Raw genomic sequence first — 20,713 nt, 5'->3', positions numbered from 1 at the left:
ACAACGAATTCAACGGCCCTTGAATTGCGCTACGTTGTCTTTGGTCACGCTTGACGGAGCAACGTTCACACCAAGGCGTTCGCCGCTGACAGCATCGAACAACAGCACCCGTGCAGGATCGAACTGGAGCTTGAGCGTGTCGCCAACCCGCACCGACACATCCGGTGCCAATCGACAGCAAACCTTGGTCTGGTTGAGGGTGACGAAGGCCAACAGGTCGGGGCCGGTGGGTTCGGTAATCTGCACCTCGGCGTGAATACTCGGCAAACCATTTCCCTGCGCAGGCGCCAGGCTGATCTGCTCGGGACGAATGCCAAGAATCACTTCACGCTGATCAAGACTCGCATCACTGATACCCAACGGTAGCTCGCAGCGGGCCTGACCACTGTCGAGCGTTGCCTGCAAGCGGCCATCCTTGTGCTGCAAACCTACACGCACGAAGTTCATCGGTGGCGAACCAATGAAGCTGGCCACAAACAGATTGGCCGGATCGCTATAGATCTGTTGCGGGGTGCCGAATTGCTGAATCAAGCCATCCTTCATCACCGCCACTTTGTCACCCAGGGTCATCGCTTCGATCTGATCGTGGGTGACGTATACCGTGGTGGTCTTGAGGCGCTGATGCATCAGCTTGATCTCGGTGCGCATCTCCACCCGCAACTTGGCGTCGAGGTTGGATAGCGGCTCGTCGAACAGATAGATCTTCGGCCGCCGGGCCAATGCCCTTCCCATGGCCACGCGCTGCTGCTGCCCCCCAGAGAGCTGGCCAGGCTTACGTGTCAGCAGGTGCTCGATCTGCAGCAATTTAGCAACCCGGGCGACCTCGTCATCGATGGCCGCCGCAGGCATCTTGCGCATCTTCAGGCCGAAGGCGATGTTGTCACGCACATTCATGGTCGGGTACAGCGCATAGGACTGAAAGACCATGGCGATATCGCGGTCCTTGGGGCTCACCCCGCTAATATCGGTATCGTCGAGCAGAATCGCCCCGCCGCTGATCTGTTCAAGTCCGGCAATACAGTTCATCAGGGTCGACTTGCCGCACCCGGAAGGCCCGACCAGAATCAGGAACTCGCCTGATTCGATCGACAGGTCGATATGCTTGAGGGTATCCGGCAATCCACTGCCGTATGTCTTGTTGACGTTGCGCAGTTCCAGTGTTGCCATAGTGTTTACCCCTTGACCGCGCCGGCCGTAAGCCCGCGCAGGAAATACTTGCCAGCCAGCACATAGACCAACAGGGTCGGTAACCCGGCGATCATCGCCGCCGCCATGTCGACGTTATATTCCTTGGCCCCGGTGCTGGTGTTGACCAGATTGTTCAGGGCTACAGTGATCGGTTGCGCATCGCCGCTGGCGAATACCACACCGAAAAGAAAGTCGTTCCAGATCTGGGTGAACTGCCAGATCAGGCAGACCATGATGATCGGCACCGACATCGGCAACAGGATGCGTCCGAAGATGGTGAAGAAGCCTGCCCCGTCCAACCGTGCGGCCTGCACCAAGGCACTCGGCACACTGCAGTAGTAGTTGCGGAAAAACAGCGTGGTGAACGCCAGGCCGTAGACGATATGCACCAGAACAAGGCCGGTGGTGGTACTGGCCAAGCCAAGTTTGCCGAGGGTAAAGGAGGCAGGCAGCAATACCGTCTGGAACGGCAGGAAGCAGCCGAACAGCAACAGCCCGAAGAACAGTTGCGACCCACGAAAGCGCCACATCGACAGGACATAGCCGTTGAGCGCGCCGAGCAAGGTCGAGATCAGCACCGCCGGAACGGTGATCTTCAGCGAATTCCAAAAGTAACCGCCGACGATGTCCCAGGCCTTGATCCAGCCGATTGCAGTGATTGCCTCGGGCCAACTCAACAAGTTACCGGTACGGATGTCATCCACTGATTTGAAGCTGGTCAACAGCATGGCAATCAATGGAATCAGGTAAAGCAGGCAAGCCAGCAACAGTGTCGAGTAGATGGCCATTCGGCTGAAGCTGAAGGTTCGCGCAGCCAGGGATCTAGTCATGGCGCTTGCTCCTCAGTTCCGAATACAGGTAGGGCACCAGAACGGCCAGGATCGCGCCAAGCATCAGCATCGCACTGGCCGAGCCCATCCCCATCTGCCCGCGGCTGAAGGTGAAGGAATACATGAACATTGCCGGCAAGTCGGAGGCATACCCAGGGCCGCCTGCGGTCATGGCGGCGACCAGGTCGAAGCTCTTGATGGCGATGTGCGCAAGAATCATCACCGCGCTGAAGAAAACTGGACGCAGGCTGGGCAGCACGATGCGCAGGTAGATACTCGGCAGGCTGGCACCATCGACCTGGGCGGCGCGAACAATCGACTGATCGACGCCGCGAAGCCCAGCCAGAAACAGCGCCATGACAAAACCCGAGGCCTGCCATACTGCTGCTATTACCAAGCAATAGACAACCCGGTCAGGGTCGACCAGCCAGTCCAGGCGAAAGCCTTCCCAGCCCCAGTCGCGCAACATCTTGTCCAGGCCCAGCCCTGGGTTGAGCAGCCACTTCCAGGCTGTACCGGTAACGATCATCGACAGTGCCATGGGGTACAAGTAGACGGTACGGATAAAGCCTTCCCGGCGAATGCGCTGGTCCAGCAACACCGCCAGCAGCACGCCGATCGCCAGAGTGATCGCGATGAACATGCCGCCGAACACCATCAGGTTCTTGCTTGCCACCCACCAACGATCGTTTTCCATCAGCCGGGCGTATTGCGCCAGACCAACCCACTTGTAGCTGGGCATGAAGCTGGAATTGGTAAAGGACAGAATGAAGGTCCAGAGGATGTAGCCGTAGAAGCCCACCAGGACAATCAGCATACTTGGCGCCAGTACCAGCTTGGGCAGCCAGCGCTGCAAGGCATCGACAGGCGAGGCCTTGTTGAATATGGCAACAGTGCTCATCAGAGACTCTCGAGTGAGGTGAGGGTCAACGCGGGGCGAGCCCGCTCCCACAGGAATTCACTTGGCCGACTTGATCGCCGAGTCAAGCTGCTTGACCGCCGTTGCGGGATCCGCTTTCGGGTCATTGAGGAAGTTGGTCACCACGTCGAAGATTGCCCCCTGCACCGCCAGGGTCGTGGCCATGTTGTGGGCCATGCTCGGTTGCAGGCCATCGCCTTTCTCGGCCTCCTTGAAGTCCACCGCGGACTTCTGCGTGCAAGCGTCGAACTGGCTCATGTCCATGTCCTGGCGCACCGGCAGCGAACCTTTGTTCTGGTTGAACACTGTCTGGAACTGCGGCTCAAGAGCGACTTTTGCCAAGTCGTTCTGGGCGTTGATGTCGTTTTCGTTCTTGAGCTTGAACATCGCCAGGGAGTCGATGTTGTAGGCGAAGCTGCCTTGGGTGCCCGGAAAGGCCACACATTGGTAGTCCTTGCCGGCGACTTTGCCGGCGGCAGTCCATTCGCTTTTCGCCCAGTCACCCATGATCTGCATGCCAGCCTTGCCGTTGATGACTTCGGCGGCGGCGATGTTCCAGTCACGACCGGCGCGATTGGGGTCCATGTAGGTGCCCAGGCGCTGCAGGGTCTTGAACACCTCAACCATCTGCGTTCCGGTGAGGGTGTCTTGGTCGAGTTCGACGAACGCCGCGCGATAACCCTTGGGACCGAGGATACTCAGGGCAATGTCCTCGAACACAGTGCTGTCCTGCCACGGCTGACCGCCATGGGCCAAGGGGATAAAACCGGCGGCCTTGAGCTTGTCGGCAGCAGCGAAGAGCTCATCGAGCGTGGTCGGGACCTTCGCCCCGGCCTTGGCGAAAACCTCCGGATTGATCCACAACCAGTTGACCCGATGGATGTTCACCGGCACTGCCACGAAGTGGCCATCGTACTTCATGATCTGCGCGACTTTCTGCGGCAACAGGGCATCCCAGTTGTTGGCCTTGGCGACATCGTCGAGCTCGGTAAGCAGACCCAGCGCGCCCCATTCCTGAATGTCCGGTCCTTTGATCTGTGCAGCAGCTGGCGGGTTACCGGAAATGGCCCGGGTTTTGAGCACTGTCATGGCCGCCGCACCACCGCCACCGGCGACGGCATTGTCCTTCCAGATGAAACCGTCTTTTTCCACCTGTGCCTTGAGGGTTTCAACGGCCTTGGCTTCACCGCCAGAAGTCCACCAGTGCAGCACCTCCACGGTACCGTTGTCAGCGGCCATGGCGTTCAAGGGCAACAAGGAGGCAAGAGCAACGACAGCGGCGAGGCGATTGATCGCATTCATGGGCAAAACCTTTTCTTGTTGTTATGCAGGTGCAAGTCAGGGTGCTTGCGCTTGCCTGGAGTCTAACCAGCCCGTGGAGCGACAGAAGTAACGAAGGGATGCGTGAATGTCACCAGTCGGTGACATTCAGCAGAGCACCGCGTCAGTCGCTGTAACGAGGCAGGCTCAGGGTCACCCGCAAGCCACCGTCACGTAAATTTCGCAAGCTCACTTCCCCGCCGTGGCTGTGCGCGATGTTGCGCGCGATGCCCAAGCCAAGCCCATATCCTTGCTGTTGCCCGGCGAGACGAAAATGAGGTTCGAACACCTGCTCCTGACTGTGCTCAGGTACACCCGGTCCTTCGTCATCTACCTGCAGGACAAACCCCGTCTCACTGTCGAGTACGCGCAGGTGCGCGCGCTCACCGTATTTCAAGGCATTGTCGATCAGGTTGCCCATGCACCGACGCAACGCCAGTGGTTTGCCCGCATACAGCGCAAGCGCCCTACCCTGTACCGTAACCCGCCCATTGATCAGATAGGGCTCGACCAGACAATCGAGTACATGGTTGAGATCGATATGCTCGATGTTCTCGTGAATATCAGTGTCTTTGACGCACTGCAGCGCACCTTTGACCAGCATTTCCAACTCATCGAGGTCACGGCTGAACTTGCCTTGCTGCTGTGGATCCTCAAGTAACTCGACCCGCAAGCGCAAACGCGTAATCGGGGTGCGCAGGTCATGCGAGATCGCACTGAACAACTGACTGCGCTCGGTCAAATATCGGCTGATGCGCTCACGCATGGTATTGAACGCGCGACTGACCTCGACCACTTCACTTGCACCACCCTCCACCACAGGCTGAACATCGGCGCCCAGCGACATCTCTCGCGCCGCCCGCGCCAGGCGCTTGAGTGGTCGGCTCTGCCAATGCACCAGCAAGCCAATGAACAGCAGCAGAAAGAAGCTGGTCAGGCCGATGAACCACACCTGCTGATACGGCAGACCTTCGTCTTCTAGACTGGTATAGGGTTGGGGCATCAGTGAGGCGATATACAGCCACTCGTCTTCGCCAAGGCGAATCTGAGTGACCAGTATCGGCGGATCGACCGGCTCCAGCGTCAGCGCGTAATGCGCCCAGGAACGCGGTAACTCATCGAGTTTCAGGCCACTGTTGAAAATACGCAGATCCCGGGGGCGTACAAACGCGAGAGAGATGTCTACCTGTTCGCCCAGGCGCTGTCGCAGCACTTCAGCCACCGCGGTGACCACCGCGCGCTTGCGCGGAGTCTCGGGCAACACTTGCATGCCCAGCGGCTTGTCGTTGAGCGAAACAACGAAACGGGTGCCGCCCATGCTGCGCAACTGGTCGAGAACCATGGGCCGGTAGGCCAGCGGTAACGAGCGAAAATAACTGACACTGGCACTCATCGAGTGGGCCAGGCTGCGTGCGCTGGCGACCAGCCCTTGCAACTGGCTGGCACGTAGTTGTGACAGCCAGATCAGGCTCGACAAGCCCTGGGCCATCAGCACCACCAACAGGGTCAATAGCAGCATGCGCCCGAGCAATGATCGAGGCAGCGGCAAACGCCAACGCCCGTCAGTGCGCAGGCGCAACACTGGCCGCCAACAAGTAGCCACTGCCACGCACGGTACGAATCAGTCGCGGCGGCTTGTGTGTGTCGCGCAAGCGTTGGCGCAAACGGCTGACACCCATATCGACAATACGATCCAGCGGCATGGGTTCACGCCCGCGCGTGGCATTGCCGATCATGTCACGATCAAGGATCTGCTGGGGGTGATCGAGAAACAGTTTGAGCAAGGCAAAATCAGCGCCAGACAAAATCACCTCTTCACCATCGCGGTGGAACAGGCGGTGACTTACTGTATCAAGTCGCCAGTCATCGAAAGCCAGCACGTCGCCACTGCCACGCTCCTGGCCGAAACTGGCGCGACGCAGCAGTGCCTTGATACGGGCCTGCAACTCGCGTGGGCTGAAGGGTTTGCCCAGATAATCATCAGCTCCCAACTCAAGGCCGATGACGCGGTCAGCTTCATCGGAACTGGCTGTCAACATGATGATTGGAACCTGCGCCTGACGCGGATGCTGACGCACCCAGCGACAGAGGCTGAAGCCGTCTTCATCCGGCAACATCACATCGAGAATCACCAGGTCACAATCGCTGCCATCCAGGGCCTGGCGAAATCCGCGACCATCGGCAGCGGCCTGAACAGTGAAACCGCAGCGACTCAGATAGGTTTGCAGCAGTTCGCGAATGTCCTGGTCGTCGTCGACCAGCAGTATCGACTTGCTCACAGTCCTGTTCCTTGTTCAGTGACAGCTAAGATTGCTGCAGCGCCACACCCGCCCCAAGCAAGCCAGAGAATTCAGCGGTCACCAGCCACACGGGGATCCCTTTGAAATAGCCGCTCATGCAGCCCTTGGCGGCAAAACTTTCGGCAAAACCGCTGCGCAAGAACAGCTCGGCGAAACGAGGTACGATGCCGCCGACAATGTACACGCCACCGCGTCCACCCAGGGTCAGAACATTGTTACCGGCGACCCGCCCCAGAAAGCGGCAGAACTGCTCGATTACCGCCAGCGCCAGCGCATCACCGGCCAATGCGGCATCAGTAATGGCTGCAGGACTCTGCAGCACCGGCGCTTGCCCGTCCAGCGCACAAATTGCCTGGTACAAGCGCAATAAACCACCGCCGCTGAGCACGGTCTCGGCGCTGACATGACCGGTCTCGTTGGCGATCTGCTGACGGATCTGCGCCTCGCGGGCATCACCGACCGGCAGGTCGACATGCCCTCCTTCTCCCGGTAACGCCATCCAGCGGCCATCGTCCAGGCCGAGCAAGGTTCCCACACCCAACCCGGTTCCAGGGCCAATGACCACCGCCGGACGCCGCGCCTCGGCCTGACCAGGGCAAACGCCAAGACATTCGTGCGGCTGTAGCCGCGTCATGCCCAGGGCCATGGCGGTAAAGTCATTGATCAACAGCAGTTGCTCAATATGCAAGGTCTTGCAAAACGCCTCACGGCTCAGGCGCCAGTGATTGTTGGTGAAGCGAAACGCATCACCATTGACCGGCCCCGCGACCGCCAGGCAGACCGCGCCCAGATCCCCTCTGACCAACCCCTGTGCCAGCAGGTACGCACCGATAGCCTGCTCAGGACTTGTGTAATCGGCGGTGGCGAACACCTGTACCGAGTGCATCCGATTATTTTCCCAGAGGGCAAAACGAGCGTTGGTACCGCCGATGTCACCTACCAGGGCACGCTTCATTTAAGCGCCTCCAGCGCCGAGGTAAAGGCGCTGGCACCCTGCTCGGCAGGACTCAAGGCCATGCGCAGGAAACCGAACAGCTCACGTCCGCAGCCCAGGTCGTTGCCCGTGGGTGCCGGGGGAAGTTCGCGGTCTGCCAATTCAGCAGCATCCAGTTGCACCGTCAGCGTGCCGGCAACGCCATCGACACGCACGATATCGCCATCGCGCACCCGCGCCAGCGGCCCGCCGTCAAACGCTTCCGGGCAGACATGAATAGCCGCCGGGATTTTCCCTGAGGCCCCAGACATACGGCCGTCGGTCACCAACGCGACCTTGAAACCGCGGTCCTGCAGCACCCCCAGGAACGGTGTCATCTTGTGCAACTCCGGCATGCCATTGCAACGGGGACCCTGAAAGCGCATCACCGCGACGAAATCGCATTCCAGCTCGCCAGCCTGGAAGGCATCTGCCAACGCTTGCTGATCATGAAACACCCGTGCCGGCGCTTCGACAACCTGATGTTCGGGGGCGACGGCAGAAACCTTCATGACCCCGCGACCTAGGTTGCCCGCCATCACGCGCAAGCCACCCTCGGGCGAGAACGGCCGTGCGACCGGACGCAAAATGGCCTCATCAAGACTCGCCTGCGGCCCTTCGCGCCAGACCAGCTTGCCATCCTGCAGGAACGGCTCCTGGGTGTAGCGGCGCAAGCCGTGGCCGGCCACGGTATTGACGTCTTCATGCAAGAGCCCGGCATCGAGCAGCTCGCGAATCAGGAAGGCCATGCCGCCCGCCGCCTGGAAGTGGTTGATATCAGCCTTGCCGTTCGGATAAACGTGCGACAGGGTCGGCACCACTTCGGACAGCTCGGCCATGTCCTGCCAGGTCAACTGGATACCGGCCGCTTGCGCAATCGCAGGCATGTGCAGGGTATGGTTGGTCGAGCCGCCCGTTGCGTGCAGGGCAACGATGGAGTTGACCAGGGATTTTTCATCGACTATTTCGCCCAGCGGCATGAAGTCACCGCTGGCCTTGGTCATCCGCGTCACCTGCTGTGCAGCCTCGACCGTAAGCGCATCGCGCAGCGGCGTATACGGGTTGACGAACGAAGCCCCAGGCAAGTGCAGGCCCATCACTTCCATCAGCAGTTGATTGGTGTTGGCAGTGCCATAGAACGTGCAGGTGCCAGGGCTGTGGTAGGACTTCATTTCCGACTCGAGCAGCTCTTCGCGGCTCGCCTTGCCTTCAGCGTAACGCTGACGCACATCGGCCTTTTCCTTGTTGGAAATGCCAGAAGGCATCGGGCCGCCAGGGACGAAGACGGTCGGCAGATGACCGAAGCGCAGAGCGCCCATCAACAGGCCCGGTACGATCTTGTCACAAATTCCCAGCATCAGCGCCGCATCGAACATGTTGTGCGACAAGGCAATGGCCGTAGACATGGCAATCACTTCACGGCTGGCGATCCCCAGCTCCATGCCCGGCTCGCCCTGGGTTACACCGTCGCACATGGCGGGTACGCCGCCGGCGAACTGGCCGACCGAACCGATTTCGCGCAAGGCCTGCTTGATCTGCTCGGGGTAGTGTTCGTAGGGCTGATGCGCCGAGAGCATATCGTTATAGGCAGAAACGATAGCGACGTTAGCGGCGTTCATCATGCGCAGGCTGTTCTTGTCCTGGCTGCCACAACCGGCCACCCCGTGGGCAAAGTTTGCGCATTGCAGCTTGGCCCGCATCGGTCCGTCACTGGCTGCCCCGCGAATCAATTGCAAGTAGCGTTCACGGGTAGGACGGCTGCGGGCGATCAGCCGTTGGGTGACCTCAAGAATGCGCGGATGCATGTACTGAACTCCAGGCTAACGGTGGTTGCGACCTCTGCGGCAGTTTCCCTAATCAGCGTTCGCCACCTAGGCTCAAAACCAGGGGCGACTGTTGCGGGAGGACGGCTTGGCCGATCGCTCGTTGTAGATTAAATAAAATACTGCCAGCAAAAAGGCTTGTTTTCTATTTTTTTACGAATAATCTTGTAATTCCAACAACAAAAACGTTTAAGTGAAGCAATCCCTCGTTTTACCACGGCTTCACCGCTAGCAGAGGTAGCTCCATGACCCTACGTATCGCAATCAATGGCTTTGGCCGCATTGGCCGCAATATCCTTCGCGCACTCTATACCGAAGGCTACCGTCAGGACCTGCAGGTCGTCGCGATCAACGATCTAGGCGACAGCGCGATCAATGCGCACCTGCTCAAATACGACAGCGTCCATGGCATCTTTGCTGCCAGCGTCGAGTCCGATCACGAAAGCCTGACCGTCAATGGCGACCGTATCGCCGTCAGTGCCATTCGCAACCCGGCTGATCTGCCATGGAAAGCCGAAGCCATCGATGTGGTATTCGAATGCACTGGTTTATTCACCGAACGCACGAAGGCTGCCGCCCACCTCACTGCTGGAGCGCGCAAAGTGATTATCTCGGCACCGGCCAAAGGTGCAGATGCAACCATTGTCTATGGTGTGAACCATGACCTGTTGCGCGCCTCGCATCAGATCATTTCAAGTGCCTCCTGCACCACCAACTGCCTCGCGCCCGTGGCCCAGGTTCTGCACCGCGAGCTGGGCATCGAACAAGGCTTGATGACGACCATCCACGCCTACACCAACGACCAAAGCCTGACCGACGTTTACCACAGCGATCCATTTCGTGCCCGCTCAGCCACTCAGTCAATGATCCCGAGCAAGACCGGGGCAGCCGAAGCTGTAGGCCTGGTACTGCCGGAGCTTGCCGGCAAACTCACCGGCATGGCCGTGCGCGTGCCGGTGATCAACGTCTCGCTGGTCGACCTGACGGTAAACCTCAAGCGCGAAACCAGCGTCGAAGAGGTCAACAACTTGCTCAAGGATGCCAGCCGCCATTCCAAGGTGCTCGGCTACAACAGCCTGCCGCTGGTGTCGTGCGACTTCAACCACAACCCGCTGTCGTCGATATTCGACGCCAACCACACCCGTACCAACGGCCGAATGCTCAAAATACTGGCCTGGTATGACAATGAGTGGGGGTTCTCCAACCGCATGCTCGATAACTGCCTGGCGCTTTGTAACGCGCAATGATCCTGGCCTGCTTCCATAGCTGACCAGGGGTGGTAAAACAGGTTCTGAAGCTGCAACTACTTGACCATCAGGTTTATGATAAGCATTATCATTCGCTTCACATTGGTCGGGTATTGCTGTGAGTCAGTCTCAGTTCAACGCGGTGTTCCTCGCCCAGCGGCTCAGTCTGCTGCGTACCCTGCAGCGCATGGTCGACAACCCCAGTACTGCCGAAGACCTGCTGCAAGAGACCTACCTGCGCGTCACCCGCGCCCTGGGCGAGCGTCCGATCGAACACCTGGAACCGTTCGTTTTCCAGACCGCTCGCAACCTGGCGCTGGACCACCTGCGCGCTCGTCGGGCGCAGTCGCGCAATCTGGTTGACGATGTGCCCGAACAAATTCTGCACAACGTCGCCGCCCCCAGCAGTAGCGCCGAAGATGCTGCCCATGCCGAGCAACTGCTCAAGCGCCTAAGCGTCAGCCTTGGGCAATTGACCCCGCGCCAGCAACGAATTTTCATTCTCAGCCGCCTGCATGGCGCAAGCTATATGGAAATTGCCGAACAGCTCAATGTCTCGGCCAGCACGGTTCAGAAGGAACTGAAATTGATCATGGCCATCTGTGTCGGCGTCGCCAATCGTCTGAACCGCGAATAGACCCGGCTTGCCACGCAACGCATTACGCTTGATCATAAATAGAACGACAAGACCACCCAGGACTCTCCGTGACCGATAGCGCCTCTGACCGCCCTTCGCCGCCGGACCCGGCTGCCTGCGATATCGCCATGGATCAGGCACTGGACTGGCTGATCCGTCTGCAATGCGCCACCACCGAAGACACCCAGGCGTTCGAAGCCTGGCTGGAAGCCGATCCTGCCAACGCCCAGGCCTATGTCGATGCTGAAGCACTTTGGCAAGGTGAAACCGTGCGCCAGGCTGCCAGCCAGATTGCCCAGGCCCACCGCCCCTCGCGCCTGGCGCGTTTGCGCCCACACTGGAAGCCCATGGCTGCGGCTGCGGTTTTGCTGATTGGCGTGTTTACTCTCGGCAATCTGCCGGTGCGCCTTCAGGCCGATCACCTGACAGTGGTTGGCGAGCGTCAGCGCCTGCAACTTGAGGACGGCTCGAAGGTTCTGCTCAATACCAACTCAGCGTTCTCCAGCGACATCGATAATCGTCAGCGCGTCGCTCGCCTGTACCAGGGCGAGGCATTCTTCGAAGTGCCCGCCGGCCTTGAACAGCCACTGGAACTGCAGGCAGGGCCGTTGCGTGCCAGTGTTCGCGACAGCGATTTCGCCGTCCGCTACCTCGACGGGGAAGCCCAGGTGCGAGTGCAGCGCGGCGATATCGATCTTCAGGGCAGCAGCGACCAGCGTATTCGCCTGTCCAGTGGGGACAGCATCAAGGTCGGACCACACGGCTTTGGCCAGCGCGAACGCGTCGACGCGCAAAAGGACCTGGCCTGGGTCGAGGGTCGACTGATCTTTGAAAATTGCCCACTCAACCAGGTACTGGCCGAATTGCGTCGCTACTATCCTGGCCTCATCATCTCTCGCAATGAGCGCCTGGAGCAGGTCGCCGTTACAGGCAACTATCGCCTCGACCAGCCGCTGGAGACCTTGCGCTCCCTGGCCCACATAACCTCGGCACAACTGTACGAGTTCCCGGCAGTGGTTATTCTCAACTGACCTGGAAGTATTTTTACGCGATCCCCTGCGACGATTCGTCTCGTTATAGCCAATGCAACTGATTCTTATTTTTGAATCAGGTAGCACCTATAACATTCGCGCGACAGGGAGCGCTTTCGATGTCTACTGGTTTCACTCGTCGGTCCTCGGACACTTCACGTACACCCGGCCTGCAACGTTGCACCCTCTCCCTGTTGACCCTGGCCATGCTTGCCAGCGGCGCCTGCAGCTTGCCTGCATTGGCCGCCGAACCCGCTCAGGCCAGTGCCTCGCGCATGGGTGACTACCGTTTTGCAATCAACCAGCAGCCACTGGTTTCGGCGCTTAATGCCTTCACCGCGGTAACCGGTTGGCAGGTTGGGCTGTCGGCTGAACTGGCAGAAGGGGTGGCCTCGCCAGGGGTCCAAGGTTCGCTGAAGCCAGATGCAGCCCTGCAGCGCCTGCTCGTGGGCACGGGTCTGAAGTACCGCAAGCTTGGACCAGGCAACGTGGTACTGGAGCGCAGCAACTCCAGCGCTATCGCCCTGCAGCAGATCACTGTCACCGCTACTCGCAGCGCCCAGGACATCAGCCAAGTACCAAGCACGGTGTCGGTACAAACCCGCGAACAACTCGACCGCCAGAACGTCAACAGCATCAAGGATCTGGTGCGCTACGAGCCAGGTGTATCGGTAAGCGGAACAGGCCAGCGCAGCGGTCTGAACGGCTACAACATTCGCGGTATCGACGGTGAACGGGTACTGACTCAGATCGACGGTGTGTCGATCCCCGACAGTTTCTTCTTCGGTCCCTACGCACAAACCCAGCGCAACTATGTCGACCCGGAAATCGTCAAACGTGTGGAGATTCTTCGAGGCCCAGCTTCGGTGCTGTATGGCAGCAACGCCATTGGCGGCGCGGTCAGTTACTTCACCCTGGATGCCGACGACATCATCAAGCCTGGCCAGGATGTCGGTGCACGGTTGAAAACCGGCTACAGCTCAGCTGACGAAAGCTGGTTGAACGCCGCCACCGTCGCCGGGCGCCAAGGCGATTTCGACGGTCTGTTACACCTGAGCCAACGCAATGGCCATGAAACAGAGTCCTACGGCAATCACGGCGGAACCGGCCTTGAGCGGACCGAGGCCAACCCTGAAGACGTGCGCACCACCAACATTCTGGCCAAGGCCGGCTGGAACTATGCCGACGACTCGCGCCTGGCCCTGACCTATGAGCATTACAAGGACGATCGCGACCTTGATCAAAAGAGCGCCGTAGGTGGACCGTTCATTCCTGGTTTCGGCGCCATGAACTCCTACCGCGACCGCACCGGCAACGATACCGTGACCCGCGAACGTTTCGGCATCAACCACGAATTCGCCTTGGGCAGTTCGTTGGCCGACAACATGAAGTGGAGCCTGAACTACCAGATTGGTAAAACCGACCAACGCACCGAAGAGTTGTACTTTGCCCGGGGCCGTGAAGTTTTCCGTGACCGCAAGACCACCTACAAGGATCGCCAATGGGTCTTCGATGCTCAGTTGGACAAGGCGTTCAACATCGGTGAAACCGAACATCTGCTGACTTACGGCACCACGCTCAAGCATCAGAAAGTCACCGGTTCGCGCAGCGGCACCGGCACCTGTCTGAACGTCGGCGGCACCTGCGCCGCTATCGGCGCCGATAGCCCAGACGATGGCCAGGTGCGGGTGAGTGACTTCCCGGACCCGACCGTCAACACCTACAGTTTGTTTGCTCAGGATGAGATTCGCTGGAATCAGTGGACCTTCTTGCCTGGCGTGCGCTACGACTACACCCAACTCAAACCCCACATGAGTGATGAGTACCTGCGCGGCGTTGAAGCTTCAAGTAACGATCCGGTCAACGATGACCAGAAGAAGTGGCACCGGGTATCGCCCAAGTTCGGCGTAACGTACGCCTTCAACGATAACTACACCTGGTACGGTCAGTACGCCGAAGGCTTCCGTACACCAACGGCAAAAGCACTTTATGGCCGTTTCGAAAATCCAGGGCTGGGCTACAGCGTACGGGGGAACTCCAATCTCGATCCGGAAACCAGCAAAAGTTATGAAACCGGCCTGCGTGGCAACTTTGATGCAGGCAACTTTGATGTCGCGGTGTTCTACAACAAGTACCGCGACTTCATCAACGAAGACGCCATCCAAGGCTCCAACATTGGCACCACGTTCGAAGCCAACAATATCAAGCACGCCACCATCAAGGGTGCCGAGTTCAAAGGTCGCTTGAACCTCGATCACTTCGGTGCGCCTCAAGGCGTCTACACCCAGGGTTCGCTGGCTTATGCATACGGTCGCAACGACGACACCGGGCAACCACTGAACAGCGTCAACCCGCTTACCGCGGTGATGGGCCTGGGTTACGAACAGGAGCAATACGGTGCGTTGCTGAGCTGGACCTTGGTCAAGCGCAAGGATCGCGTCGACGACACCACCTTCTTCGCCCCCGACGGTACCAGCAAGCAGTTCCGCACGCCTGGCTACGGCGTACTCGACCTCGCCGGCTTCTACAAAGTTACCGAAGACATCACCGTCAACGCCGGTCTCTACAACCTGACTGACAAGAAATACTGGCAGTGGGATGACGTACGCGGCTATGACGGCCTCGGTGAAGCGGCGGTGACCTCGCCTGCCAACCTCGACCGGTTGACCATGCCTGGCCGTAACTTCGCCATCAATCTGGTCTGGGACATCTGAGTGCTTCGCGGGGCGGGTCGATGGCTCGACGTGCCCCGTGACATCCCACTCAGGTGAGGATTTTTTACTGTCGTACGTCCTCTTGTTCGTCTAGTAACAAGGCACGCCCAATTCGCAAGGAATCACCATGACCGCCGCAACCACCACCGAACGCGCCAGCCTGCGTTCGCAGCGCCTGAACCAACTGACCCACGCTCCGCACACCGAGCTCGATGCGTTGGTCAAATCACATGCGCCTTTTGAAACTCGCGAAAGTTTCGCCCGTTTCGTTGTCGCTCAGTACCTGTTCCAGAATGAACTCAAAGCGCTGTACACCGACCCGGCACTGATCGCCATCGTCCCTGACCTGGCCGAACGCTGCCGCGCCGAACAGGCTGGTCTTGACTTGGCGGATCTGAACACCGAAATTCCCGCCGACTTCGCCGGTGCGGTCATTAACCCAAGTCTGGGTGAAGCCATGGGCTGGATCTTCGTTTCCGAAGGCTCCAAGCTAGGCGCTGCCTTCCTGATCAAGCGTGCGGTAGGCCTGGGCCTGTCCGACAGCTTCGGTGCTCGTCACCTGGGCGAACCAGCCGGCGGTCGCGCCGAAGGCTGGAAGCAGTTCACGCGCATTCTCGACGGCCTGGAACTGAGCGCCGAAGAAGAAGCCAAGGCCGAGCAAGGTGCAGTCGCTGCATTCGAGCGATTCACCGAACTGCTCAAACACGCTTACGCGACTGCGCCTAAAGCCGAACTGGCCTGATGCGCCGTACCCGGTTACCCTTTTGGTAACCGGGCCCTACCCGTGCTACCGACGATGCCATGACACGCCCCTCCAGCTCGAAACTCGCTCGCCTGCTGTTCGGCCTTCTGGCCTATGTAAGCCTGGCCATTGGCCTGGTCGCAATCGTCGTGCCTGGCTTACCCACCACCGAGTTCATTCTTCTCGCTGCCTGGGCGGCCACCCGCAGTTCGCCGCGCCTGAGCGCCTGGCTGGAAAATCATCGACTGTTCGGACCGATCCTGCACAACTGGCGTAACGGCAAAGTAATCCAGCGCCGCGCCAAACTCAGCGCCACCGTAAGCATGGTCGTGTGCGCGAGCGTGATGCTGGTGTTTCTCGACCACCGTTGGCCGGTTTTTCTTGCGATTGGCGGCATGGCCCTGGGCAACCTGTGGATCTGGTCACGCCCGGAATCCGCGCCGTTGAGCCACGCCGACCGCTCATCGGCGCCCACTCAAGGCTAACGCGGAAACGCCGATGCAGTGACTGGCCCAGCGCCGAGACCGGAGTGCCGGCGACTTACGCGAAGCGATTAACCAGAGCTTGGCCACCAGCTTCGAGCGCAACCCCAAGGTACTGGGTATCTGGCTGGCGTTCGAGCCACACGCCATGGGTGACAAGGTGAGCAGCCAGCTCAACACCCTTTCGTCCCAGCAAATGGCGCTGATGGACCCGTTCAGCGTGTGAACTGGCGTCGGTCCAAGGCCTGAAAAATGAACAAGATCGATCAATATTTCAGGTCGATCTTACCGTCCTGTACCTTATGGGTTTTGCCGCCGGCGTTGAACTCGAATGAGAAACCTGCGGTGAAGGTTTGCTTGACTTTGTCCCATTCGGTTCCGTTCAGGGTGCTGTTCTTGGTCAGATAAACCCCGGAGTTCTTGGCGAACAATGTGAGAGCAGGCGCTTTAAGGTTGTCGAAGGATACGAGCATAATGATTGCCTGCTCATCCCCGGAGCGAAGTGTTTGCCAGGCATAAAGCTGGTAGAGCATTTCGCTCTTTTTATAAAATTCGAACCCTGACGCGTCAAACGATTCGACCTTCGGGATCACCCCTGGGGATAGTTTGGCGGTCACAGATGAGACAACCGAGGCCGTTCGTTCACTCGTGCCGATGTTCGGGAGTTCTACCTCGCCGTCGACCGTGTAGTTTCTATCGTCAATCGAGGCCTCAAAAAAGAACCCGGCACGGAGGAAATTTTCTCCCTTTTCCAAACGCTTGACCCTGCCGAATGACGCAAAACTCGCCCCATGGGAAGTCACGAAAATGGCGCGTATGCCATCTGCGCCTTCAGGTACGATCTCATGGTCACCATTTGCTATGTTTTCCGGGATCATGAACAGAATCAGGCTGTAGTTTCCGTCGACATCACCCTGCAGCCCCCAGACGTGAATGTCATTCCCTAGATGATAAATATCCAGTAAATCGGCCTTGAAGGGACTACCGGTGTCGGTAGGTGGCGCTATGTTCGCCAGCATCATTCCCTCGACTGATAATGTGCGTTCCCATCGATCAATTGTACTCATGTCAATTCCCACCCTGTCGTCGCTCATCATTGGCACCAGTCGCTGGTGACCATCTCAGACACGACGTTAGGCGTTCCGTTTGTCCCTCCACAACTGACAAAAATACTAGGCAATAGCTGACCGGTAGCGCACCTCTATAGGCTCAACAACCCGCTGTAAAGCGAATAAGCCGCCACCCCCGCCCCCACCAGTACCATCAGAAAAATCAACTTCTCCCAATGGGTAAAAAGCGCCTGGCCCTGCTCATGCTTGGCCCGAGCAAAAAGGATTACGCCTGGTGCGTACAGCAACGCCGAGAGAAGCAAGTACTTCAAGCCACCGGCATACAGCAGCCAAACTGCATAGACCAGCGCGATCCCCGCAATCAGGAAATCCTTGCGTCGCGCCCTTGCGTGCTCCTGATAACTTTCCCCGCGTATCGTCAATAACAAGGCATAGGCTGCCGACCACAGGTAAGGCACCAGGATCATCGACGAAGCCAGGTAAATCAGGCTGGTATAGGTACCTGCCGAGAACAACGTAATCAGCAGGAATAGCTGAATCATCACGTTGGTCAACCACAAGGCATTAGCAGGCACATGATTGGCGTTTTCCTTGGCCAGGAAGCGCGGCATGGTCTGGTCCCGCGCAGTGGCGAAGAGAATTTCGGCACACAGCAGTGCCCACGACAACAATGCCCCCAACAACGAAATAGCCAGGCCAATACTGATCAGCAATGCGCCCCACGGCCCGACGATATGCTCCAGCACCGACGCCAGCGACGGGTTCTGCAACGCTGCCAGTTCGGGCTGGGTCATGACACCCAACGACAGCACGTTGACCAGCACCAGCAAAGCCAGCACACCGACGAAGCCAATCACCGTGGCCTTACCTACGTCCGAGCGTTTCTGAGCTCTGCCTGAGTAAACGCTGGCGCCCTCGATGCCGATGAACACGAACACGGTCACCAGCATCATGTTGCGCACCTGGTCGAGCACGCTGCCGAACTTCGGGTTGCTCAGGCCCCAGATGTCGCGCGTAAAGATATCCGCCCGAAAGGCCACCGCCGCGATGACGACAAACATCAGCAGCGGCACGATCTTGGCCACCGTGGTCACCTGGTTGATGAAAGCGGCTTCCTTGATGCCGCGCAGTACCAGAAAGTGAACGGCCCACAGCAGCAGAGAGGCACAGGCAATGGCGGTGGGCGTGTTGCCCTCACCAAAAACCGGGAAGTAAAACCCCAGGGTGCTGAACAGCAGCACGAAATAGCCGACGTTGCCCAGCCAGGCGCTGATCCAGTATCCCCAGGCGGACGAAAAGCCCATGTAATCGCCAAACCCGGCCTTGGCATAGGCGTAAACCCCCGAATCCAGGTCCGGCTTGCGGTTGGCCAGGGTCTGGAACACAAAAGCCAGGGCCAACATGCCCACCGCTGTGATGCCCCAACCGATCAGCACGGCGCCGACGTCAGCGCGCGCGGCCATGTTCTGTGGCAAGGAAAAAATTCCGCCACCGATCATCGAGCCGACCACCAGCGCGATCAACGCACCCAAGCGCAGTTTTTGTCCCGGTTCGGACATGCAGATCCCCTTTTGTCTCGTCTTTGTAACCTCAGCGAGGCACCCTGAAGTTAAATATATGTGCAGTTTAGGCGTTTATAAATATTACGTCTTTAAAACTATCCTCATCATAACTATGACGCCTATGCCGGACGAACTAGATGGTGAGTTTTGTGCACTAGATCGGGCCTTTCAAGTAAATAAGAGAAAATCTCGTTAAAAATTTGCTAAAGCTGTGAAACGGGCTAGCTTCAATTCTCGCAGGCTGTCAGAGCGAATGCTCTAAAACACCATGGAGGTGCCTGTGTACGAGGCTTTCAGCAAGGCCATCGGCATACTCCGGGGGGAGCTCTTTCTGTCAACGATGCAACGGACCGCACCATAAACTGACTTGAATCAGCTTACGAATACGTCGCTGGATTTACTCTAGCTTCATCTTTTCAACTGATATGGAGTTATTCGATGTCAGACACTCCCGGGAAACTACGACTTGGTGCACTTGTTGCACTAGTAGTCGGTTCAATGATTGGTGGCGGGATCTTTTCGCTGCCGCAAAACATGGCTGCAAGTGCTGACGTAGGCGCAGTGCTGATCGGTTGGGGCATCACCGCTATCGGCATGCTGACCCTGGCCTTCGTGTTCCAGACCCTGGCCAACCGAAAGCCGGATCTTGACGGTGGGGTATACGCCTACGCCAAGGCTGGGTTTGGCGATTACATGGGCTTTTCGTCCGCCTGGGGGTACTGGATCAGTGCCTGGCTGGGCAACGTCGGCTACTTCGTGCTGCTGTTCAGTACCCTGGGCTACTTCTTCCCGATCTTTGGCGAGGGTAACACCCCGGCAGCCATCATTGGCGCTTCGGTGCTGCTGTGGGCCGTACACTTCCTGGTGCTGCGTGGCATCAAGGAAGCTGCCTTCATCAACCTCGTCACTACCGTAGCCAAGGTAGTGCCACTGGCGCTGTTCATCCTCATCGCGCTGTTCGCGTTCAAGCTGGACATCTTCACCGCTGACATCTGGGGCACCATGAACCCGGACCTCGGTAGCGTGATGAACCAGGTGCGCAACATGATGCTGGTCACCGTCTGGGTGTTCATCGGTATTGAAGGCGCGAGCATCTTCTCCGCTCGGGCAGAAAAGCGCTCGGATGTGGGCAAGGCAACCGTCATCGGCTTCATCACCGTGCTGCTGTTCCTGGTTCTGGTGAACGTACTGTCGCTGGGCATCATGACTCAGCCTGAGCTGGCCAAACTGCAGAACCCATCGATGGCTGCCGTGCTTGAGCACGTGGTCGGTCACTGGGGTGCAGTGCTGATCAGCGTAGGCCTGATCATCTCGCTGCTCGGTGCCCTGCTGTCCTGGGTACTGCTGTGCGCCGAGATCATGTTCGCCGCTGCCAAAGACCACACCATGCCGGAGTTCCTGCGCCGCGAGAACGCCAACCATGTACCTGCCAATGCGCTGTGGCTGACCAACGCCATGGTGCAGATCTTCCTGGTCATCACCCTGTTCTCGGCCAGTACTTACCTGTCGCTGATCTACCTCGCCACTTCGATGATCCTGGTGCCTTACCTGTGGTCTGCGGCCTACGCCTTCCTGCTGGCATGGCGCAGCGAGACTTACGAGCAAGCACTGGCTGAGCGCAAGAAAGACCTGATCATCGGCGGTATCGCCCTGGTCTACGCCATCTGGCTGCTGTATGCCGGTGGCGTCAAATACCTGCTGCTCTCGGCCCTGCTCTATGCCCCTGGCGTGATCCTGTTCGCCAAGGCCAAGCGCGAGGTCGGCCAACCGATTTTTACCAACGTGGAGAAACTGCTTTTCGCCGCCGTGGTTATCGGCGCCCTGGTGGCTGCCTATGGCCTGTACGACGGCTTCCTGACTCTGTAACCCCCGTAT

Annotated in this window: 18 protein-coding genes; 8 read left to right on the top strand and 10 right to left on the bottom strand. The window is 58.6% G+C overall.

Translation table 11 applies throughout. The features are described from left to right. Window positions 1-9: 9 nt before the first annotated feature. The 8 genes from V0R60_RS22925 to edd all read right to left on the bottom strand — a co-directional run bounded on the left by V0R60_RS22925 (window position 10) and on the right by edd (window position 9,335). The gene (locus V0R60_RS22925) at window positions 10-1,167 is read right to left on the bottom strand and encodes an ABC transporter ATP-binding protein (protein ID WP_330080732.1); all 1,158 of its coding nucleotides are present in this window, start codon (window positions 1,165-1,167) and stop codon (window positions 10-12) included. 5 nt (window positions 1,168-1,172) lie between these two features. After that, a complete protein-coding gene (locus tag V0R60_RS22920; RefSeq protein WP_136477922.1) occupies window positions 1,173-2,018 on the bottom strand; it encodes a carbohydrate ABC transporter permease in 846 nt (281 codons plus the stop codon). After that, window positions 2,011-2,919, bottom strand: a complete 909-nt coding sequence (locus V0R60_RS22915; RefSeq protein ID WP_136477923.1) for a carbohydrate ABC transporter permease — start codon at window positions 2,917-2,919, stop codon at window positions 2,011-2,013. Before V0R60_RS22915 ends, V0R60_RS22920 begins: the two co-directional genes overlap by 8 nt. A gap of 57 nt (window positions 2,920-2,976) precedes the next feature. Next, window positions 2,977-4,239, bottom strand: a complete 1,263-nt coding sequence (locus V0R60_RS22910) for an ABC transporter substrate-binding protein (protein WP_136477924.1) — start codon at window positions 4,237-4,239, stop codon at window positions 2,977-2,979. Window positions 4,240-4,381: 142 nt separating this feature from the next. Continuing rightward, on the bottom strand, window positions 4,382-5,776 hold the full coding sequence (locus V0R60_RS22905; RefSeq protein ID WP_330080738.1) for a HAMP domain-containing sensor histidine kinase: 1,395 nt from the start codon (window positions 5,774-5,776) through the stop codon (window positions 4,382-4,384). 43 nt (window positions 5,777-5,819) lie between these two features. Beyond that, window positions 5,820-6,536 carry a response regulator transcription factor gene (locus tag V0R60_RS22900; protein ID WP_330080731.1) on the bottom strand — a complete coding sequence of 239 codons (717 nt, stop codon included), beginning with the start codon at window positions 6,534-6,536 and terminating at the stop codon, window positions 5,820-5,822. 25 nt (window positions 6,537-6,561) lie between these two features. Beyond that, window positions 6,562-7,512, bottom strand: a complete 951-nt coding sequence (locus tag V0R60_RS22895; protein ID WP_330080730.1) for a glucokinase — start codon at window positions 7,510-7,512, stop codon at window positions 6,562-6,564. After that, complete coding sequence (gene edd, locus V0R60_RS22890) at window positions 7,509-9,335, bottom strand: phosphogluconate dehydratase (protein WP_136477927.1); 1,827 nt, start codon at window positions 9,333-9,335, stop codon at window positions 7,509-7,511. The genes V0R60_RS22895 and edd overlap by 4 nt, the downstream gene beginning before the upstream one ends. A gap of 263 nt (window positions 9,336-9,598) precedes the next feature. Between edd and gap the strand changes: the two genes are divergently transcribed. From gap to V0R60_RS22855, 7 genes are all read left to right on the top strand, one after another. Continuing rightward, window positions 9,599-10,600 (top strand): type I glyceraldehyde-3-phosphate dehydrogenase, encoded by a 1,002-nt coding sequence (gene gap, locus V0R60_RS22885; protein ID WP_136477928.1) that lies wholly within the window; start codon window positions 9,599-9,601, stop codon window positions 10,598-10,600. A 118-nt stretch (window positions 10,601-10,718) separates the two neighbouring features. Beyond that, on the top strand, window positions 10,719-11,237 hold the full coding sequence (locus V0R60_RS22880; protein ID WP_136477929.1) for an RNA polymerase sigma factor: 519 nt from the start codon (window positions 10,719-10,721) through the stop codon (window positions 11,235-11,237). Window positions 11,238-11,305: 68 nt separating this feature from the next. After that, window positions 11,306-12,268, top strand: a complete 963-nt coding sequence (locus V0R60_RS22875; protein ID WP_136477930.1) for a FecR family protein — start codon at window positions 11,306-11,308, stop codon at window positions 12,266-12,268. Between the two features lie 119 nt (window positions 12,269-12,387). Next, complete coding sequence (locus tag V0R60_RS22870; RefSeq protein ID WP_330080729.1) at window positions 12,388-14,982, top strand: TonB-dependent receptor; 2,595 nt, start codon at window positions 12,388-12,390, stop codon at window positions 14,980-14,982. 127 nt (window positions 14,983-15,109) lie between these two features. Beyond that, on the top strand, window positions 15,110-15,724 hold the full coding sequence (locus tag V0R60_RS22865) for a biliverdin-producing heme oxygenase (RefSeq protein WP_136477932.1): 615 nt from the start codon (window positions 15,110-15,112) through the stop codon (window positions 15,722-15,724). Window positions 15,725-15,783: 59 nt separating this feature from the next. After that, window positions 15,784-16,209 carry a YbaN family protein gene (locus V0R60_RS22860; RefSeq protein WP_136477933.1) on the top strand — a complete coding sequence of 142 codons (426 nt, stop codon included), beginning with the start codon at window positions 15,784-15,786 and terminating at the stop codon, window positions 16,207-16,209. 79 nt (window positions 16,210-16,288) lie between these two features. Beyond that, the gene (locus tag V0R60_RS22855) at window positions 16,289-16,432 is read left to right on the top strand and encodes a hypothetical protein (RefSeq protein ID WP_168198417.1); all 144 of its coding nucleotides are present in this window, start codon (window positions 16,289-16,291) and stop codon (window positions 16,430-16,432) included. Window positions 16,433-16,472: 40 nt separating this feature from the next. Here the strand turns inward: V0R60_RS22855 and V0R60_RS22850 are convergent, their stop codons facing one another. Next, window positions 16,473-17,273, bottom strand: a complete 801-nt coding sequence (locus tag V0R60_RS22850; RefSeq protein WP_330080728.1) for a hypothetical protein — start codon at window positions 17,271-17,273, stop codon at window positions 16,473-16,475. A 134-nt stretch (window positions 17,274-17,407) separates the two neighbouring features. Beyond that, complete coding sequence (arcD, locus tag V0R60_RS22845) at window positions 17,408-18,835, bottom strand: arginine-ornithine antiporter (protein WP_136477935.1); 1,428 nt, start codon at window positions 18,833-18,835, stop codon at window positions 17,408-17,410. A gap of 441 nt (window positions 18,836-19,276) precedes the next feature. On the opposite strand from arcD (V0R60_RS22845), the gene arcD (V0R60_RS22840) reads away from it, so the two are divergent. After that, a complete protein-coding gene (arcD, locus tag V0R60_RS22840) occupies window positions 19,277-20,704 on the top strand; it encodes an arginine-ornithine antiporter (protein WP_136477936.1) in 1,428 nt (475 codons plus the stop codon). The last annotated feature ends 9 nt before the right edge of the window (window positions 20,705-20,713 follow it).

This window comes from Pseudomonas auratipiscis, from assembly GCF_036324085.1.
GTDB classification, from domain to species: domain Bacteria; phylum Pseudomonadota; class Gammaproteobacteria; order Pseudomonadales; family Pseudomonadaceae; genus Aquipseudomonas; species Aquipseudomonas auratipiscis.
Note: the sequence above shows the minus strand (reverse complement) of the source record. Positions and strands in the feature narration are given on the sequence as shown.

Bases quoted from the DNA above. Each gene is read 5' to 3' on its own strand.
- V0R60_RS22850 (WP_330080728.1), bottom strand. From the start codon at position 17,273: ATGAGTACAATTGATCGATGGGAACGCACATTATCAGTCGAGGGAATG.
- V0R60_RS22925 (WP_330080732.1), bottom strand. From the start codon at position 1,167: ATGGCAACACTGGAACTGCGCAACGTCAACAAGACATACGGCAGTGGA.
- V0R60_RS22865 (WP_136477932.1), top strand. From the start codon at position 15,110: ATGACCGCCGCAACCACCACCGAACGCGCCAGCCTGCGTTCGCAGCGC.
- V0R60_RS22860 (WP_136477933.1), top strand. From the start codon at position 15,784: ATGACACGCCCCTCCAGCTCGAAACTCGCTCGCCTGCTGTTCGGCCTT.
- V0R60_RS22915 (WP_136477923.1), bottom strand. From the start codon at position 2,919: ATGAGCACTGTTGCCATATTCAACAAGGCCTCGCCTGTCGATGCCTTG.
- gap (WP_136477928.1), top strand. From the start codon at position 9,599: ATGACCCTACGTATCGCAATCAATGGCTTTGGCCGCATTGGCCGCAAT.
- V0R60_RS22910 (WP_136477924.1), bottom strand. From the start codon at position 4,239: ATGAATGCGATCAATCGCCTCGCCGCTGTCGTTGCTCTTGCCTCCTTG.
- V0R60_RS22895 (WP_330080730.1), bottom strand. From the start codon at position 7,512: ATGAAGCGTGCCCTGGTAGGTGACATCGGCGGTACCAACGCTCGTTTT.
- edd (WP_136477927.1), bottom strand. From the start codon at position 9,335: ATGCATCCGCGCATTCTTGAGGTCACCCAACGGCTGATCGCCCGCAGC.
- V0R60_RS22920 (WP_136477922.1), bottom strand. From the start codon at position 2,018: ATGACTAGATCCCTGGCTGCGCGAACCTTCAGCTTCAGCCGAATGGCC.
- arcD (WP_136477936.1), top strand. From the start codon at position 19,277: ATGTCAGACACTCCCGGGAAACTACGACTTGGTGCACTTGTTGCACTA.
- V0R60_RS22870 (WP_330080729.1), top strand. From the start codon at position 12,388: ATGTCTACTGGTTTCACTCGTCGGTCCTCGGACACTTCACGTACACCC.
- V0R60_RS22905 (WP_330080738.1), bottom strand. From the start codon at position 5,776: ATGCTGCTATTGACCCTGTTGGTGGTGCTGATGGCCCAGGGCTTGTCG.
- arcD (WP_136477935.1), bottom strand. From the start codon at position 18,835: ATGTCCGAACCGGGACAAAAACTGCGCTTGGGTGCGTTGATCGCGCTG.